Origin of the sequence: Streptomyces sp. NPDC096311 (genome assembly GCF_044763085.1) — a bacterium.
GTDB lineage: Bacteria > Actinomycetota > Actinomycetes > Streptomycetales > Streptomycetaceae > Streptomyces.
This window is the reverse complement of record NZ_JBIWFN010000011.1, coordinates 234,517-250,319: the sequence shown is the minus strand read 5'-3', so window position 1 is coordinate 250,319 and position 15,803 is coordinate 234,517. Positions and strand designations below refer to the sequence as shown.

Here is a 15,803-nt window from a genome sequence, read left to right as displayed (position 1 = left end):
GGCCCCGCCCCCCCCCCCCCGGGGGGGGCCCCCGGTGGGGTGTTTTCCCCCCCCCGGGGGGGGGGGGGGGCCCGCCCCCGGGCCCCCCCCCCCCCCCCGGCGGCTTTGTGCGGGCCTCGGGAGCCAGCTGAGTACGGGAACGCCGGAGGGCCCGCAGCGGACGTGCTGCGGGCCCTCCGGCGTTTTCGTACGTCGTCTACGGGCGCGTACGCACCACCGGCGCCGTACGCGCTAGGCCTCGTCGCGGCGCAGCGACGGCTTCAGGTCCTTCAGGCGGCCCAGCAGGCCGTTCACGAACGAGGGCGACTCGTCCGTGGAGAACTCCTTCGCCAGCTGCACCGCCTCGTCGAGGACCACGGCGTCGGGGGTCCCGTCGACCCAGATCAACTCGTAGGCGCCGAGGCGCAGGATGTTGCGGTCGACGACCGGCATCCTGTCCAGCGTCCAGTCGACGGCATACGTCGCGATGAGCTCGTCGATCCGCTTCGCCTTCGTGGCGTAGCCCTCGACCAGCTCCATCGTGTACTCGCTGACCGGCGGCTGCCGGGTGTCGGTCCGGGAGTGCCGGATCCAGTCCGCGAGGACCGTCAGGACGTCCACGCCGCGCTGGTCGCCCTCGAAGAGGATCTGGAAGGCGCGCTTGCGGGCCGTGTTGCGGGCAGCCACGGTTAGCTGTTCACCCGGCCGAGGTAGTCGCTCGTGCGGGTGTCGACCTTGATCTTCTCACCGGTGGTGATGAAGAGCGGGACCTGGATCTGGTGACCGGTCTCCAGGGTGGCGGGCTTGGTGCCACCGGTGGAGCGGTCGCCCTGGACACCCGGCTCGGTCTCCTGGATGACGAGCTCGACGGCGGCCGGCAGCTCGACGAAGAGCACCTCGCCCTCGTGCTGCGCCACGGTGGCGGTGAAGCCCTCGATCAGGAAGTTGGCGGCGTCGCCGACGGACTTGCGGTCGACCATCAGCTGGTCGTACGTGTCCATGTCCATGAAGACGAAGTACTCGCCGTCCATGTACGAGAACTGCATGTCGCGCTTGTCGATCGTGGCCGTCTCGACCTTGACGCCGGCGTTGAACGTCTTGTCGACGACCTTGCCGGAGAGCACGTTCTTCAGCTTGGTGCGCACGAAGGCCGGGCCCTTGCCGGGCTTGACGTGCTGGAACTCGACGACGGACCAGAGCTGGCCTCCGTCGAGCTTGAGCACCAGGCCGTTCTTGAGGTCGTTCGTGGAAGCCACGGTTGCGGAATCTCCTGGACTGACGTGGACGACCCCGGGACACGCGCGTAGCGATTGGCTACAGCGCGAGCAGTTCCTTGGTCGTGATGGTGAGTAGCTCGGGTCCGCCGTCCGCCTCGGGGCGCACGACGAGCGTGTCATCGATCCTGACACCGCCCCGGCCCGGGAGGTGGACCCCCGGTTCGACGGTGACCGGCACGCAAGTGTCCAGTTTACCCATGGCCGCGGGGGCCAGCTGCGGGTCCTCGTCGATTTCGAGCCCCACACCGTGCCCGGTCAGCGTGGGAAGGCCTTCCGTATGGCCCGCGGAGTCGAGCACCTGACGTGCGGCCCGGTCCACGTCACGGTAGGCGGCGCCGGGTACCAGAGCCTCGCGTCCGGCCCGCTGGGCGGCGAAGACGAGGTCGTACAACTCGATCTGCCAGTCCGCGGGCGAGGTGCCGATCACAAAGGTACGGCCGATTTCGCAGCGGTAGCCGCGGTAGGTCGCGCCGAGGCAGACGGAAAGGAAATCTCCCTCCTCGACGCGCCGGTCGGTGGGCCGGTGCCCGCGCCGCCCGGAGTTCGGGCCGGTGCCCACGGAGGTCGCGAAGGCGGGGCCGTCGGCACCGTGGTCGACGAGCCGGCGCTCCAGCTCCAGCGCGAGATGCCGCTCGGTGCGGCCGACGAGGATCGATTCGAGGAGCTCCCCGAGCGCCTGGTCGGCGATCTCGGCGCCGATCCGCAGACAGGAGATCTCCTCCTCGTCCTTGATCACCCGCAGCTGCTCCACCGCACCGCCCAGGTCGGCGAGGCGCAGCCCGGGTGCCACCGAGCCGATGGCCCGGTGCCGGGTCACGGTGAGGTGGTGCTCCTCGACCGCCAGGGAGTCGGCGCCCTGGGCGATGGCGGCGTCGGCGGCGGCCACGGCCGCGTCGCCCCCGGCGCGCGGCAGCACCTGCACGCGCAGCGCCTCGTCGGGACGCCCCTCGTCGGTCTCGCCGCTCGGCGGAGCGCCGCAGAGCAGCAGGTCCTCACTGCTGCCCAGCAGGAGGACGGCACCGCGCGGGGCCGCGCCGGCGAGGTACCTCACGTTGGCCGGGCGGGTGACGAGCGCCGTCGCGCTGCCGCCCGCCGCGCAGCGCTCCCGAAGCCGCTCGCGTCGCGCCGCGTACACCTCTGACATAAATCGAGCCTACGAGCGTCGACGCGATGTCGCCGTTCCAGCGGGGCCGGATGGGCGGCAGGCGGTCGACGGTGAGACGGAGGCACCACGGGCGGGGCCGGGGGGTGGTTCCACGACTGCGATCAGCGGGGCCCGGCAGGTGGCGCGACCTGACTCGCGGGGCGCCGCGCCATGACCGTCCGGACGACGGCGGGGGGCGACACCATGGACGCGGCACCCCCGACGGGGTCGACGACGACGCTGCGCCGCGGGGCTACCACTGCGGTGGGCTCGCGATGGAGCGGGCCAGGACCTCGTCCAGCACGCGGGCCGTGGACGGGACGTCGAGCTGGGAGTTGTCGATGATGGGGAGCCCGGAGCCGTACCAGCCGGCCATCCGGCCGTGGATACGGGCGACTTCCTCGTCGGTCAGGCGGCGGTTTCCGGAGCGCTCGGCGTTGCGCTCCAGGACTATCTCCAGGCCCGGCAACAACACCACGGGCAGCAACCCCGGCCCGACGTGTCGCTTCCAGCCGCCGAGGCCGACGACCGGGCGGTCCGGGAAGACCGCGTCGTCGAGGATGCAGGAGATGCCGTTCGCCAGGAAGTTCCGCGCGGCGAAGCCGCAGGTGCGGCGGGCCAGGCGGTACTGCGCCTCCGAATGGTCGTTCCACCCCGACTGCGGATCGGCGAAGCCCGAGCGCACCCATTCCCGCACGTCGTCGAGGCTGATGTGGGCGGTCGGCACCCGGCGGTGGTCCGCCCAGTACTTGGCGACGCTCGTCTTGCCCGCACCCGCGGGCCCGATGAGCAGCACGGCGAGGGTGGTCGCCGCGGGGTCGGGGGCGCCCGGGGCGCTGGGCATGGCGACCGGGCCGCCCGGGGGCAGCTGCACATGGCCCGTCGTGTCGGGGATCGGCGCCGCGGGGGCGTGCTGCGGGGGCGCGGGATGGGGCAGGTGCGCGGGCGGCGCCGGATGTCCCGGCGGCGGACCGGTGAAGCCGGGGGCGGGTGGGCTCGTGGGCGCCGGACCTGCGGGTCCGCCCGGGTGTCCCGGGTGCTGTGCGGCCGGCGACCAGCCGGCGGCGGGTCCTTGCCCCGGCTGGTGGGGCGGCGGCAGCGGAGCCCCCACTGCGTGCTGCATCCGGTGCCACTCCGTCTCGTGATCTTTTCGCCCGTTCGCTCGCGGCGGGCGATTGACGCCGACGAGCGGAGCCTCCCACTCTCCCCCACAGCCTGAAGGGCGCGGGAGCGACCTCTACCGAACGGTACCTTCCCCGGCCGTCGTTGTGTGAACGGCCGGGGAAGCTGGGGAGTGCCCATGAACGGAGGGCAATCAGGGCCAAGTAGGGGCCCGTTGGGAGCTACTCCCCCACTTCGCCGTAGGCGGCGAGGAGCACCGCCGGGTCGGGGCCCTCCAGGACGGTGGGCTTGGCCAGCCCGTCGAGGACGATGAAGCGCAGCAGGTTGCCGCGGGACTTCTTGTCGACCTTCATGTTCTCCAGCAGCTTGGGCCACTGGTCGTAGCGGTAGCTGAGCGGGAGGCCGACGGACTCCAGGATCGTGCGGTGGCGGTCGGCGGTCGCGTCGTCCAGCCGGCCCGCCAGTCGGCCCAGTTCGGCGGCGAAGTGCATGCCGACGGAGACGGCCGCGCCGTGCCGCCACTTGTAGCGCTCGTTCTTCTCGATGGCGTGCGCGAGGGTGTGGCCGTAGTTGAGGATCTCGCGGAGCCCCGACTCCTTGAGGTCGCCCGAGACCACCTCGGCCTTCACCTTGATGGAGCGCTCGATGAGCTCGGCGGTGTGCGGGCCCGCGGGCGTCCGTGCCGCCTCGGGGTCGGACTCGATGAGCTCGAGGATCACCGGGTCGGCGATGAAGCCGGCCTTGATGATCTCCGCGAGCCCGGAGACGAAGTCGTTGACCGGCAGCGAGTCGAGCGCGGCCAGGTCGCAGAGCACGCCCGCGGGCGGGTGGAAGGAGCCGACGAGGTTCTTGCCCTCGGCGGTGTTGATGCCGGTCTTGCCGCCGACCGCCGCGTCCACCATGCCGAGCACGGTGGTGGGAACGGCGATCCACCGCACCCCGCGCAGCCAGGTCGCCGCGACGAACCCGGCGAGGTCGGTGGTGGCGCCGCCGCCCACGCCGACGATGACGTCGGTGCGGGTGAAGCCGGACTGGCCGAGCGCCTTCCAGCAGTAGGCGGCGACCTCCGCGGTCTTGGCCTCCTCCGCGTTGGGCACCTGGATGGCGACGGCCTCGAAGCCCTGTCCGGCCAGGTCGGCGCGGAGCGCGTCCCCGGTCTCGGCGAGCGCCTCGGGGTGGATGATCGCGACGCGCTGGGCTCTGTCGCCGATCAACGCGCCCAGTTCACCGAGGAGTTGACGGCCCACCAGGACCTCGTACGGGTCGGTGCCCGCGGTGCCGCCGACCTGGATACGCGTCACTGCCTCGCTCATGCTTCCTTCAACTCCAGTGCGTCGAGGACGGCTTGGGCGACCTCTTCGGGGGTGCGGCCGTCGGTGGGCACGACCGCGCGGGCGACTTCGGTGTACAGGTGGCGGCGGGCCTCCATCAGCTCGCGCCACTGCCGGCGCGGGTTGACGGCGAGCAGCGGACGGGCCACGTTCAGGCCGGTGCGCTGGACCGCCTCCTCGACGTCCATGGAGAGGTAGACGACCTGGTGCCCGGCGAGCAGCGCGCGGGTGTCGGCGTCGAGGATCGAGCCGCCGCCCAGCGCCAGTACCCCGTCGTGCTCGGCCAGCGCCTTGTGCACGGCGCTCTTCTCGATGGCGCGGAAGGCCGGCTCGCCCTCGTCGACGAAGATGTCGGCGATGGTGCGGCCCTGCTCGGCCACGATGTCGTCGTCCGTGTCGCGGTAGGTGCGGCCGAGCCGGGCCGCGACCAGCACGCCGACGGTGGACTTGCCGACACCCATCGGCCCGACGAGGACGACCAGCGGTCCAGCGGTCACCGCACGACCAGGTTCTCGAGGTAGGACGCGACGTTGCGCCGCGTCTCGGGCACGCTGTCGCCGCCGAACTTCTCGGCCACCGCGTCCGCGAGGACGAGGGCGACCATCGCCTCGGCGACGATTCCGGCGGCCGGGACCGCGCAGACGTCGGAACGCTGGTGGTGGGCCTTGGCGGCTTCGCCGGTCGCCACGTCGATCGTGGCCAGGGCGCGCGGCACGGTCGCGATCGGCTTCATCGCGGCGCGTACGCGCAACAGCTCGCCGGTGGTCAGACCGCCCTCGGTGCCACCGGAGCGGCCGGAGGTGCGGCGGATGCCGTCCTCGGTGTGGACGATCTCGTCGTGGGCCTTGGAGCCGGGCACACGGGCCAGGTCGAAGCCGTCGCCGACCTCGACACCCTTGATCGCCTGGATGCCCATGAGCGCGGCCGCAAGCCGGGCGTCGAGGCGCCGGTCCCAGTGCACGTGCGAGCCGAGGCCCACCGGCACGCCGTACGCGAGCACCTCGACGACGCCGCCGAGCGTGTCGCCGTCCTTGTGGGCCTGGTCGATCTCCGCGACCATCGCCTTCGACGTGTCGGCGTCGAGGCAGCGCACCGGGTCGGCGTCGAGCCTCTCGACGTCCGAGGGCTTGGGGTAGACGCCGTACGGGGCCTTCGCCGCGGCCAGCTCGACGACGTGCGAGACGATCTCGATCCCGGCCGTCTCCTTCAGGTACGAACGGGCCACGGCGCCCAGCGCGACGCGGGCCGCGGTCTCCCGGGCGGAGGCGCGCTCCAGGATCGGCCGGGCCTCGTCGAAGCCGTACTTCTGCATGCCCGCGAGGTCGGCGTGGCCGGGCCGGGGCCGGGTCAGCGGGGCGTTGCGGGCCAGCTCGGCGAGGATCTCCGGGGCGACCGGGTCGGCCGCCATGACCTGCTCCCACTTGGGCCACTCGGTGTTGCCGACCATGACGGCCACCGGCGAGCCGAGGGTGAGACCGTGCCGGACACCGCCCAGGAAGGTGACCTCGTCGCGCTCGAACTTCATCCGGGCACCGCGTCCATAGCCCAGGCGCCGCCGGGCGAGGTGGTCCGCCACCATCTCCGTGGTGATCGGCACGCCGGCGGGAAGGCCCTCCAGCGTCGCGACAAGTGCGGGACCGTGGGACTCCCCCGCGGTCAGCCAGCGCAACCTGCTCAACGGTGCTCCTCATGCTCGCGCCCTGGTACTGCTGCTGCGTACACGCGTCCTCGTGTACGGCGACGGCGCGACCGGGTGCGCGGCCCGGGTCCGCCACCCCCGATCCTCCCACGTCCGGGCGCGGTGCCCCGCCGCAGGTCCATCAGGCGGGACGGCACCGGCCCGCCGCGGCGGTGCTCAGCGGCTCGCGAGGGCCTGCTCGCCCGCCTTCCGCATGGCGTCGAGGGGCGCCGGGGCGCGTCCGGTCATCCGCTCGACCTGGAGCACCGCCTGGTGCACGAGCAGATCGAGTCCGCTGACCACGGCGCCGCCGTAGCCGGACCAGCGGGCCGCGAGGTCGGTGGGCCACGGGTCGTACAGCACGTCGAAGAGCGTCGCGGGCCGTTCCGGGACCGCGGCGGACAGGGCGTCCGTCGTACCCGCGGGGGTGGTGGCGATCACGAGCGGGGCGCGCAGGGCCTGCGCGGCGTGCGCCCAGTCCTCCGTACGGACCTCCACGTCGAGCCGCTCGCCCCACTGCCGCATCTCGGCGGCCCGCTCCGCGCTGCGGACGTAGGCGACGACCTCGCCGGTGCAGATCCGGGCGAGCGCGGCCAGCGCGGAGGAGGCGGTGGCGCCCGCGCCGAGGATCGCGGCGGAGTCCACCTGCTCGATCCCGCGCTCGCGCAGCGCGGCGACCATCCCGGGGATGTCGGTGTTGTCGCCGACGCGACGGCCGTCCTCGGTGAACACGACCGTGTTGACGGCCTCGACCGAGGCCGCCGTCGCGGTGACCTCGTCGAGCAGCGGGATGACGGCCCGCTTGAGCGGCATGGTCAGCGACAGACCCGCCCATTGCGGACCGAGGTCCCCGAAGAAGCCCGGCAGCGCCTCCTCGTCGATCTCGAAACGGTCGTAGGACCAGTCGCCGAGTCCCAGCTCCCGGTACGCGGTGCGGTGCAGCACCGGGGAGAGGGAATGGGCGATCGGGGAGCCGAGTACAGCAGCCCGCCGGGCGTCAGTTGCCCGAGTTGGCATTGAACTTGTCCTTGAGCTTCTGGAATTCCGCAAGGTTCTTGGCGAATTCGGTGTTGCTCTGGCCGTCGGTCGCCACGAAATAGATCCAGCCGTCGCTGGTCGGGTTCAACGTCGCCGTGATCGCGTCGTCACCGGGGTTGCCGATCGGTCCGGGCGGCAGACCCTTGCGCGTATAGGTGTTGTACGGGTCCTTGTTGCTGTTGATCTCGGACTCGCTGATGTGGATGTTGCTCTGGCCCTTCAGGTAATTGAAGGTCGAGTCGAACTGGAGCAGCCTGTTGGTCTCCGTGTTCGTGACCTTGAGACGGTTGTAGACCACCTCGGCCATCTTGCGGAAGTCGTCGTGCGTCTTGCCCTCGGCCTGGACGAGGCTCGCGACCGTGACGACCTGGAGCGGGTTCTGCAGGTTCAGTTCCTTGGCCTTGGCCGCGAGGTCGTACGCCGCGTACTTCTCCTTGGCCTGCGTCACCATCTGCTTCAGGATCGCCTCGGGCTTCATGCCCTTGGCGGCGGGATAGGTCGCCGGGTAGAGGAATCCTTCCAGCGGATCCTTTATGTCCTTGCTGTCGTTCGCCCAGCTGGGAAGTCCGAAGGTCTTGTACTCCTTCTTGGCGATCTTCCCGGTGGTGCCGTCCGCGAGATCGAGCCTTTTGTCGATCGCCTGATAGACGACGACGTTGCGCTGTCCAGGGGCGACGATCACGTTGTTCTGGCTCTTGGGATCGAGCATCAGCTTGACCGCGCTGGCGGCCGACATGCCCTTCTTCAGCACATACGCGCCCGCCTGGATCTTGTCCCCATCGGGGGTCTGCTGCTGGGCAGACACGAAGGCGTCGACACTCTTGACGACTCCGGCTTCCTTCAGCACCCGCCCGATCGCAGAGCCCAACGCGCCCTTGGGGATCTCGACCGTCACCTCGCCCGTGCCGCCACCCGCATAGTCCGGAGCCGGGCCGAAGCGATTTTGATAGGTGTGGTACCCGTAGTACCCGATTCCGCCGATACCGCCGCCGAAGACCAGCACGACCATCAGGCAGGCGCAGCCGCTGCGGCGCTTCTTGCCCTTGTCACCCTTGCCGCCGCGGCCCTTCCGGTCGCCTCGGCCTGCCTTCGGATCGTCGTCGTCCAGGTCGTCATCGTCGTCGCCGCCCGCGAAGAAGGCGTGTTCGCCCTGGTCGGGTCCCGGATCCCAGTCGGTCTCCGGTTCGGGCTCGGCGCGGCGACGGGCGGGCGGCTCCGGCGGCGGATACGCGTCGGGGGTGTTGTAGAAGTCCGGCTGCTCACCGGTGTAACCGGCGGCCTGGTTCCCGTACGGGTCGTTCGGGTCGGCGGCGTAGCTGACCTGGTGCTGCGTCCCGTTGTCCCAGCCGCCGTCGTGGTACTGCTGCTGGTTCTGTCCGTTGTACTGCTGCTGGCCCTGATCGACGTACTGCTGCTGCCCTTGGCCGGGGTACTGCTGCGGGTACTGCTGCTGCCCCTGACCGTGGAAGTGCTGCCGGCCCTGGTCGTGATACTGCTGCCCGCCCTGGCCCTCGTACTGCTGCTGGTTCTGGGCGCCGTACTGCTGCTCCTGGCCGTGGCCGCCCTGCTGGTCGGGGCTCCACTCGCCGTACTGGGACTGCTGGTGCTGCTGGTGCGGCTGCTGCGGGTAGTGCTGCGGCTGGCCGCCGTAGGGGGACTGGCCGTCGGCGGCCTGTCCTCCCCATCCGCCGTCCCCGTACAACGGGTCCTCCGGATTCCACGGTTCGGAGCCTGCGCCCCGGCCATACTCAGTCATCGATCCCCTAGAGCCGCGAGGCGGTGGCTGCTGTCGCTGGTGGCTCGGCTCCCGTCCGCCTCTTCGCTGTGCGGTAGCTGTTCGAACACCACCACATCGCGCGGAACGTTACCGTATCGCGATCAGATGACCACTTCGACGCCCTCACCCGGTGGGTTGCCTGACGCCCGTTCGGACTCCAGAGCCTGCTGCAGGATGACGACGGCGGCCGCCTGATCAATGACGGACCTGCCCTTTTTGGACTTCACGCCCGACGCGCGTAGCCCCTGACTGGCCGTCACTGTGGTCATCCTCTCGTCGAGGAGCCTAACGCCGACGGGCGCGATCGCCCGGGCCAGCTCCTGGGCGAAGCCGCGCACCTTCACGGCGGCGGGACCCTCGCCCCCCTTGAGGGAGCGCGGGAGCCCGACGACGACCTCGATCGGCTCGTACTCCTCGACGAGTTGCTTCAACCGGCGCTGAGCGGCCGGGACATCGCGCCCCGGCACGGTCTCGACCGGAGTCGCGAGGATCCCGTCGGGGTCGCACGAGGCGACCCCGATCCGGGCGTCCCCGACGTCGATCGCGAGCCGACGGCCGCGGCGCATGCCCCGGCCGTCCCCGCTCCGCTGCTGATCGTCCGTGCTCACTTGGCCGTCTCGGCGACGAGCCGCTCGACCGCGTCGACGGCCTCGCCGATGGCGGCCGGGTTCTGGCCTCCGCCCTGGGCGACGTCCGGCTTGCCGCCACCGCCGCCGCCGAGGGTCTTGGCGGCCGTACGGACCAGGTCACCGGCCTTGAGACCACGCTCGCGGGCGGCCTCGTTGGTGGCGATGACCGTGAGCGGCTTACCGCCCGCGGTGGTGAACAGGGCCACGACGGCGGCCCGTCCGCCCTGGATGCGGCCGCGTACGTCGAGGACCAGCTTGCGCAGGTCGTCGGCGCTCGTGCCGTCCGGGACCTGGCCGGTGACGAGAGCCACACCGCGGACGTCCTTGGCGGACTCCACGAGACCGGCGGCGGCCTGCAGGACCTTCTCCGCGCGGAACTTCTCGATCTCCTTCTCGGCGTCCTTCAGCTTGCCGAGCATGGCGGAGACCTTCTCCGGGAGCTCTTCGGGACGGCCCTTGATCAGCTCCTGGAGCTGGGCGACGACCGTGTGCTCGCGGGCCAGGAAGTTGTAGGCGTCGACGCCCACCAGGGCCTCGATACGCCGTACGCCGGAGCCGATCGAGGACTCGCCGAGCAGCTTGACCAGGCCGAGCTGGGAGGTGTTGTGCACATGCGTGCCGCCGCACAGCTCCTTGGAGAAGTCGCCGATGGTCACGACGCGGACGCGCTCGCCGTACTTCTCGCCGAACTCGGCGATGGCGCCCTGCTTCTTGGCCTCGTCGAGGCTCAGGATCTCGGCGTGCACGTCCAGGTCGCGGGTGAGCACCTCGTTGATCTTCTGCTCGACGTCGGTCATGACGGCCGTCGGAACGGCCGAGGGGGAACCGAAGTCGAAGCGGAAGCGGCCGGGCTGGTTCTCGGAACCGGCCTGGGCGGCCGTCGGGCCGAGGGCGTCGCGCAGGGCCTGGTGGGTGAGGTGCGTGGCCGAGTGGGCGCGGGCGATGGCCGTCCGGCGACGGGAGTCGATGGTGGCCTGGGCCTGGGCACCGACGGTGACCTCGCCGACCTGGACGACGCCCTTGTGGACGTACACACCCGGGACGGGCTTCTGGCAGTCGCGGATCTCGATGACGGCACCGGTGTCGACCTTGATGCGGCCGGTGTCACCGATCTGGCCGCCGCCCTCGGCGTAGAACGGGGTGCGGTCGAGGACGATCTCGACCTCGTCGCCCTCGGTGGCGGCGGGCGAGGAGACACCGTCGACCAGGATGCCGACGATGCGCGACTCGCCGTCGGTCCGGTCGTAGCCGATGAACTCGGTCTCACCGGCGGCGTCGGCGATCTGACGGTAGGCGCCGAGGTCGGCGTGGCCCGTCTTCTTGGCCTGGGCGTCCGCCTTGGCCTTGTCCCGCTGCTCCTTCATCAGACGCCGGAAGCCGTCCTCGTCCACCGAAAGGCCCTGCTCGGCGGCCATTTCGAGGGTGAGGTCGATCGGGAAGCCCCAGGTGTCGTGGAGCAGGAAGGCCTTGTCGCCGGCGAGCACCGTGCCGCCGGACTCCTTGGTGTCGGAGATGGCCGTGTCGAGGATGTTCGTGCCGGCCTTCAGCGTCTTGAGGAAGGCGGCCTCCTCGGCGAGGGCCACGGTCTCGATGCGCTGCCGGTCGGTGACGAGCTCCGGGTACTGCTGGCCCATCATCTCGATCACGACGTCGATGAGGTCCTTGACGACCGGACCGGTGGCGCCGAGCAGCCGCATGTTGCGGATGGCGCGGCGCATGATGCGGCGCAGCACGTAGCCGCGGCCCTCGTTGCCGGGGCTCACGCCGTCGCCGATGAGCATCACGGAGGTGCGCATGTGGTCGGTGACCACGCGCAGCGAGACGTCGGACTCGTGGGCGGCGCCGTACTCGACGCCCGTGAGCTCGGTGGCCTTCTTGATGACGGCCATGGAGGTGTCGATCTCGTACATGTTCTGCACGCCCTGCAGAATCATGGCGAGGCGTTCCATGCCGAGGCCGGTGTCGATGTTCTTGCTGGGCAGTTCGCCGAGGATCTCGAAGTCCTCCTTCGAGATGCCCTCACCGCGCTCGTACTGCATGAAGACCAGGTTCCAGATCTCCACGTACCGCTCGTCGTTGACGGCCGGGCCGCCCTCGACGCCGAACTCGGGGCCGCGGTCGTAGTTGATCTCGGAACAGGGGCCGCAGGGACCCGGGACGCCCATGGACCAGTAGTTGTCCTTCTTGCCCAGGCGCTGGATACGCTCGGCCGGGACACCGATCTTGTCGCGCCAGATGGACTCGGCCTCGTCGTCGTCGAGGTAGACCGTGATCCACAGGCGCTCCGGGTCGAGCCCGTAACCACCCTTGTCCTGGGGCGAGGTGAGCAGCTCCCAGGCGTAGGTGATCGCGCCTTCCTTGAAGTAGTCACCGAAGGAGAAGTTGCCGCACATCTGGAAGAACGTGCCGTGCCGGGTGGTCTTGCCGACCTCTTCGATGTCGGGCGTGCGCACGCACTTCTGCACGCTGGTGGCGCGCGACCACGGCGGCTTGACCTCACCGAGGAAGTACGGCTTGAAGGGCACCATGCCCGCGGGGACCAGGAGCAGAGTCGGGTCGTCCGCGATGAGCGACGCCGAGGGAACGACAGTGTGACCGCGCTCCTCGTAGAAGCTCAACCAGCGGCGGCGAATCTCGGCCGACTCCATCAGTGGTCCTCATTCCGGTTGTACGAGTACGTCGACCTCTCGACGTACGTCGGGTTCTTGCTGTGTTTCGGACTGTTCTCGATCGCGGCAATACGCCGGGGCGCGGGCAGCTCGGGGTGGCGGTCGAGCCCGAGTGCCTCGTCGAGTTCGGCCTCCCGCTCGGCCATGCCGTCGCGGACGTCGAGCGCGAAGTCCTTGAGCCGGTGCCCGGCCTCGATCGCCTTGTTCGCGGCCTGGGCCGCGAGGCTCTCGGGGGTCAGCTGCTTGATCTTGCGGTTGACCTTGGTGGTGGCCCACACACCCGCGGCTGCGCCGGCGGTGAACCAGAACGTACGGCGGAACATCGCTGCGTCAGTCCTTCTTCCGCTTTCCCCGTCGCGCGGACGGGACGGTGCGGCCCACGATCACGGTACGACGGGAAGCCTTGGGGGGCACATGGTCCTTGCGGCCGCCGAGGGCCCGGCGGACGCCGTAGCCGAACGCCGCGACCTTCACCAGCGGGCCGCCGAAGGTGGACGCGACGGTCGTGGAGAGTGCCGACGCGTTCGAGGTGACCTCCTGGACGTCCGACGCGATGGCGTCGACCCGGTCGATCTGGGTCTGCGCGGAGCGCACCGCCGCGGAGGCGTCGGCCAGCAGCGGGACGGCCTGGTCGGTCACGTCCGCCACGAGCTTGGTGGTCGCCTTGAGCGTCTGGGCCAGCCTCGCCAGTGCGACGGCGAGGAAGGAGACCAGGATCGCCCAGAAGACGGCCACCAGGATCCCGGCCACCTCTCCACCGGACACTGTTCGCACCCGCTCCCTAGTACGTGCCTGCCAGTACCTGCCCGGACACCGTGTCTGATACCTGCCTGGACATCGTGTCTGAACATCAAAAAGTCGTCCCCCGAGCCTATCGCGCCGGGGCCGCCGCTCCGTACCGCATTACCGGCTGCCGGGCCCGGACTTGCGCGAAGTGATTGTACGGACCGCTTACGGGTCAGTACGCTCCGTGTCCCATGCGAGCTTCTGAGTGCTCCGACCGGTCCGCACCCGGCAATCTGCCCCTGGAACTCAACGCGTTCGTGGGGCGCACGGCCGAACTCGCACGGCTGGCGGAGGCGCTGGGGCAGGCCCGGCTGGTGACGGTGACGGGCATGGGCGGCGTGGGCAAGTCACGCCTCGCGGCACGGGCCGCCGCACACACCCGGCCGCGCGACGGATCATGGCGGGTGGAGCTGGCCTCCGTGCGCGATCCGGATCTCGTCGCGTACGCGCTCGTGGAGGCCCTCGCTCTGGCGGACCAGACGTCGAGGCCGCCCCACACACTGCTCCTCGACCATCTCGCCGAGCGTCAACTCCTGCTGGTCGTGGACGGGTTCGAGCATCTGGTGGACGCGTGCGCCGCGCTGATGGGCGAACTGCTGCGGCATGCGCCGGGCCTGCGGGTGCTCGCCGTGGGCCGCAGGCCGCTGGAGGTCGAGGGCGAGCTGCTGTTCCCGCTGGCCCCGCTGGCCGAGCGGGAGGCCGCGGAGCTGTTCACGGACCGAGCGGCGGCCCGGGTGCCCGGGTTCGCGCTGGACGACGGCAACCGGGCGGACGTCCTGGAGCTTTGCCGATGCCTGGACGGGATCCCGCTCGCCGTCGAACTGGCCGCCGGCCGGCTGAGCGCCCTCTCCCCCGGGCAGCTGCTGTCCCGGCTCGACGACCGCTTCCGGCTGCTCACCGGCGGTGGGCGTGACGCCCTGCCACGCCACCAGACGCTGCGGACGGCGATCGGCTGGAGCCATGAGCTGTGCACGCCCGAGGAGCGGCTGCTGTGGTCGCGGCTCTCGGTGTTCGCCGGACCGTTCGACCTGGAGGCCGTCGAGTACGTGTGCAGCGGTGACGGACTGCACGCCGACGACGTCCTCGACGTGCTGGGCGAGCTGCTCGCGCAGTCGGTGCTGGCGCGCGAGGAGACGGCGGCCGGCCTGCGCTACCGGATGCTGGACACGGTGCGGGCGTACGGCGCGGACTGGCTGGTGGCGGCGGGCGACGCGAGCCGACTGCGCCGCCGCCACCGCGACTGGTACATGGGCCTGGCCACCTGGTGCGAGCTGGACTGGTTCTCGCCACGGCAGGGTGAGGTGGCCGCGCGCATCGAGACGGAGCTGCCGAATCTGCGCTGCGCCCTGGAGTACAGCCTGACCGAACCGGGCGAGACGCATCTGGGCCAGTACCTGGCGGGCAGCCTGTGGTTCTACTGGGTCGGCTGCGGCCGGCTGGCGGAGGGGCGGCACTGGCTGGAGCGCGGGGTGGAGCTCGACAGCGACCGCGACCAGTCGCGGCTGAAAGCCTTGTGGGTGCTCGGCTACGTGGCGATCCTCCAGGGCGACATGGTGCCCGCGCTCACCGCGCTCCAGGAGTGCCGCGAGGAGGCAGAACGCACCGACAACCCCACCGCGATCGCCTACGCCGAGCACCGCACCGGCTGTCTGGCACTGGTCGGCGACGACATGGCACGCGCGGAAACCCTGCTGCGCTCGGCGCTCGACCGCTACCAGGCGATCGGCGAGCTCAACAGCAACGTGCTGATGGCCCAGGTGGAGCTGGCGATGGCGCTGGCGTTCCGGGGCGATCTGCCGGGCGCGGTGCGGCTGTGCGGGGACGTCCGCCGGGTCTGCGAGGACCACGGGGAGCGCTGGGCGCTGGCCTACGCGCTGTATGTGCTGGCGTACGAGGCCCAGACCACGGGCGATGCGGGGCGCGCCCGCAAGCTCCTGGAACAGAGCCTGGCCATCGGGCACGCCTTCCACGACCTGCTCGGCACGGTCCTCGCGATCGAGCTGCTGGCGCTGGTCACCGAGGCGGAGGGCGATCCGGCCGAGGCCGCCCTGCTGCAGGGGGCGGCGGCCCGGCTGTGGCCCTCGGTGGGCCTGCCGCTGTTCGGCTCGGCGTACTACAACCTGCCGCACGAGCGGTGCGAGGCCGGGGCCCGGCGGCGGCTGGGCGACGAGCGGTACGAGGAGTGCGTACGGGCCGGGTCCCGGCTCGGGCGCGAGGCGGCGGTCGCGCGGGCACTGCGGCGGCCCGGTCCCCGGCCGCTGGGTGCGGTGCCCTCGCCGCGCGGGCTGCCCCCGGACATGCGGAAGCCCGCCGTCTCGCCCACCTCGAAGGGCGGGGAGACGACGGGCTGACGCGCAGGTGGTGCTACGTCCG

The 15,803-nt window shown here is 71.1% G+C and carries 14 protein-coding genes; 1 reads left to right on the top strand and 13 read right to left on the bottom strand.

Annotated elements, in window-relative coordinates:
• Positions 1-231: 231 nt before the first annotated feature.
• From nusB to ACIRA5_RS27950, 13 genes are all read right to left on the bottom strand, one after another.
• Positions 232-666: a transcription antitermination factor NusB gene (gene nusB / locus ACIRA5_RS28010; protein ID WP_067366002.1), complete on the bottom strand. Its 435-nt coding sequence runs from the start codon at positions 664-666 to the stop codon at positions 232-234.
• A 2-nt stretch (positions 667-668) separates the two neighbouring features.
• Positions 669-1,235 (bottom strand): elongation factor P, encoded by a 567-nt coding sequence (efp, locus tag ACIRA5_RS28005; RefSeq protein WP_010988257.1) that lies wholly within the window; start codon positions 1,233-1,235, stop codon positions 669-671.
• Positions 1,236-1,293: 58 nt separating this feature from the next.
• Positions 1,294-2,400: an aminopeptidase P family protein gene (locus tag ACIRA5_RS28000; RefSeq protein ID WP_403694902.1), complete on the bottom strand. Its 1,107-nt coding sequence runs from the start codon at positions 2,398-2,400 to the stop codon at positions 1,294-1,296.
• A 253-nt stretch (positions 2,401-2,653) separates the two neighbouring features.
• Complete coding sequence (locus ACIRA5_RS27995) at positions 2,654-3,523, bottom strand: Pro-rich N-terminal domain-containing protein (RefSeq protein WP_352047894.1); 870 nt, start codon at positions 3,521-3,523, stop codon at positions 2,654-2,656.
• Positions 3,524-3,743: 220 nt separating this feature from the next.
• Positions 3,744-4,835, bottom strand: coding sequence for a 3-dehydroquinate synthase (gene aroB, locus ACIRA5_RS27990; RefSeq protein ID WP_403694899.1), 1,092 nt, complete (start codon positions 4,833-4,835; stop codon positions 3,744-3,746).
• Positions 4,832-5,350, bottom strand: a complete 519-nt coding sequence (locus tag ACIRA5_RS27985; protein WP_403694897.1) for a shikimate kinase — start codon at positions 5,348-5,350, stop codon at positions 4,832-4,834. Before ACIRA5_RS27985 ends, aroB begins: the two co-directional genes overlap by 4 nt.
• Entirely contained in the window at positions 5,347-6,531 is a 1,185-nt protein-coding gene (aroC, locus tag ACIRA5_RS27980; RefSeq protein ID WP_403694894.1) for a chorismate synthase, read from the bottom strand. Before aroC ends, ACIRA5_RS27985 begins: the two co-directional genes overlap by 4 nt.
• 177 nt (positions 6,532-6,708) lie before the next feature.
• Complete coding sequence (locus ACIRA5_RS27975) at positions 6,709-7,548, bottom strand: shikimate dehydrogenase (RefSeq protein WP_403694892.1); 840 nt, start codon at positions 7,546-7,548, stop codon at positions 6,709-6,711.
• Entirely contained in the window at positions 7,529-9,325 is a 1,797-nt protein-coding gene (gene mltG / locus ACIRA5_RS27970; protein WP_403694889.1) for an endolytic transglycosylase MltG, read from the bottom strand. Before mltG ends, ACIRA5_RS27975 begins: the two co-directional genes overlap by 20 nt.
• A 122-nt stretch (positions 9,326-9,447) precedes the next feature.
• Positions 9,448-9,912 carry a Holliday junction resolvase RuvX gene (ruvX, locus tag ACIRA5_RS27965; RefSeq protein WP_403695163.1) on the bottom strand — a complete coding sequence of 155 codons (465 nt, stop codon included), beginning with the start codon at positions 9,910-9,912 and terminating at the stop codon, positions 9,448-9,450.
• Positions 9,913-9,950: 38 nt separating this feature from the next.
• Positions 9,951-12,623 (bottom strand): alanine--tRNA ligase, encoded by a 2,673-nt coding sequence (gene alaS / locus ACIRA5_RS27960; RefSeq protein WP_403694886.1) that lies wholly within the window; start codon positions 12,621-12,623, stop codon positions 9,951-9,953.
• Positions 12,623-12,967: a DUF6167 family protein gene (locus tag ACIRA5_RS27955; protein WP_403694883.1), complete on the bottom strand. Its 345-nt coding sequence runs from the start codon at positions 12,965-12,967 to the stop codon at positions 12,623-12,625. The genes alaS and ACIRA5_RS27955 overlap by 1 nt, the downstream gene beginning before the upstream one ends.
• A 7-nt stretch (positions 12,968-12,974) precedes the next feature.
• Positions 12,975-13,418 carry a DUF948 domain-containing protein gene (locus ACIRA5_RS27950; RefSeq protein WP_403694880.1) on the bottom strand — a complete coding sequence of 148 codons (444 nt, stop codon included), beginning with the start codon at positions 13,416-13,418 and terminating at the stop codon, positions 12,975-12,977.
• Positions 13,419-13,621: 203 nt separating this feature from the next.
• Here ACIRA5_RS27950 and ACIRA5_RS27945 point away from each other — a divergent pair, with 203 nt between their 5' ends.
• Positions 13,622-15,781 (top strand): ATP-binding protein, encoded by a 2,160-nt coding sequence (locus ACIRA5_RS27945; protein ID WP_403694878.1) that lies wholly within the window; start codon positions 13,622-13,624, stop codon positions 15,779-15,781.
• Positions 15,782-15,803 lie beyond the last annotated feature (22 nt).

Coding starts and splice junctions, on each gene's coding strand:
- ACIRA5_RS28000 (WP_403694902.1), bottom strand. CDS start 2,400: ATGTCAGAGGTGTACGCGGCGCGACGCGAGCGGCTTCGGGAGCGCTGC.
- ACIRA5_RS27995 (WP_352047894.1), bottom strand. CDS start 3,523: ATGCAGCACGCAGTGGGGGCTCCGCTGCCGCCGCCCCACCAGCCGGGG.
- aroB (WP_403694899.1), bottom strand. CDS start 4,835: ATGAGCGAGGCAGTGACGCGTATCCAGGTCGGCGGCACCGCGGGCACC.
- ACIRA5_RS27975 (WP_403694892.1), bottom strand. CDS start 7,548: ATGCCAACTCGGGCAACTGACGCCCGGCGGGCTGCTGTACTCGGCTCC.
- mltG (WP_403694889.1), bottom strand. CDS start 9,325: ATGACTGAGTATGGCCGGGGCGCAGGCTCCGAACCGTGGAATCCGGAG.
- ruvX (WP_403695163.1), bottom strand. CDS start 9,912: ATGCGCCGCGGCCGTCGGCTCGCGATCGACGTCGGGGACGCCCGGATC.
- alaS (WP_403694886.1), bottom strand. CDS start 12,623: ATGGAGTCGGCCGAGATTCGCCGCCGCTGGTTGAGCTTCTACGAGGAG.
- ACIRA5_RS27955 (WP_403694883.1), bottom strand. CDS start 12,967: ATGTTCCGCCGTACGTTCTGGTTCACCGCCGGCGCAGCCGCGGGTGTG.
- ACIRA5_RS27945 (WP_403694878.1), top strand. CDS start 13,622: ATGCGAGCTTCTGAGTGCTCCGACCGGTCCGCACCCGGCAATCTGCCC.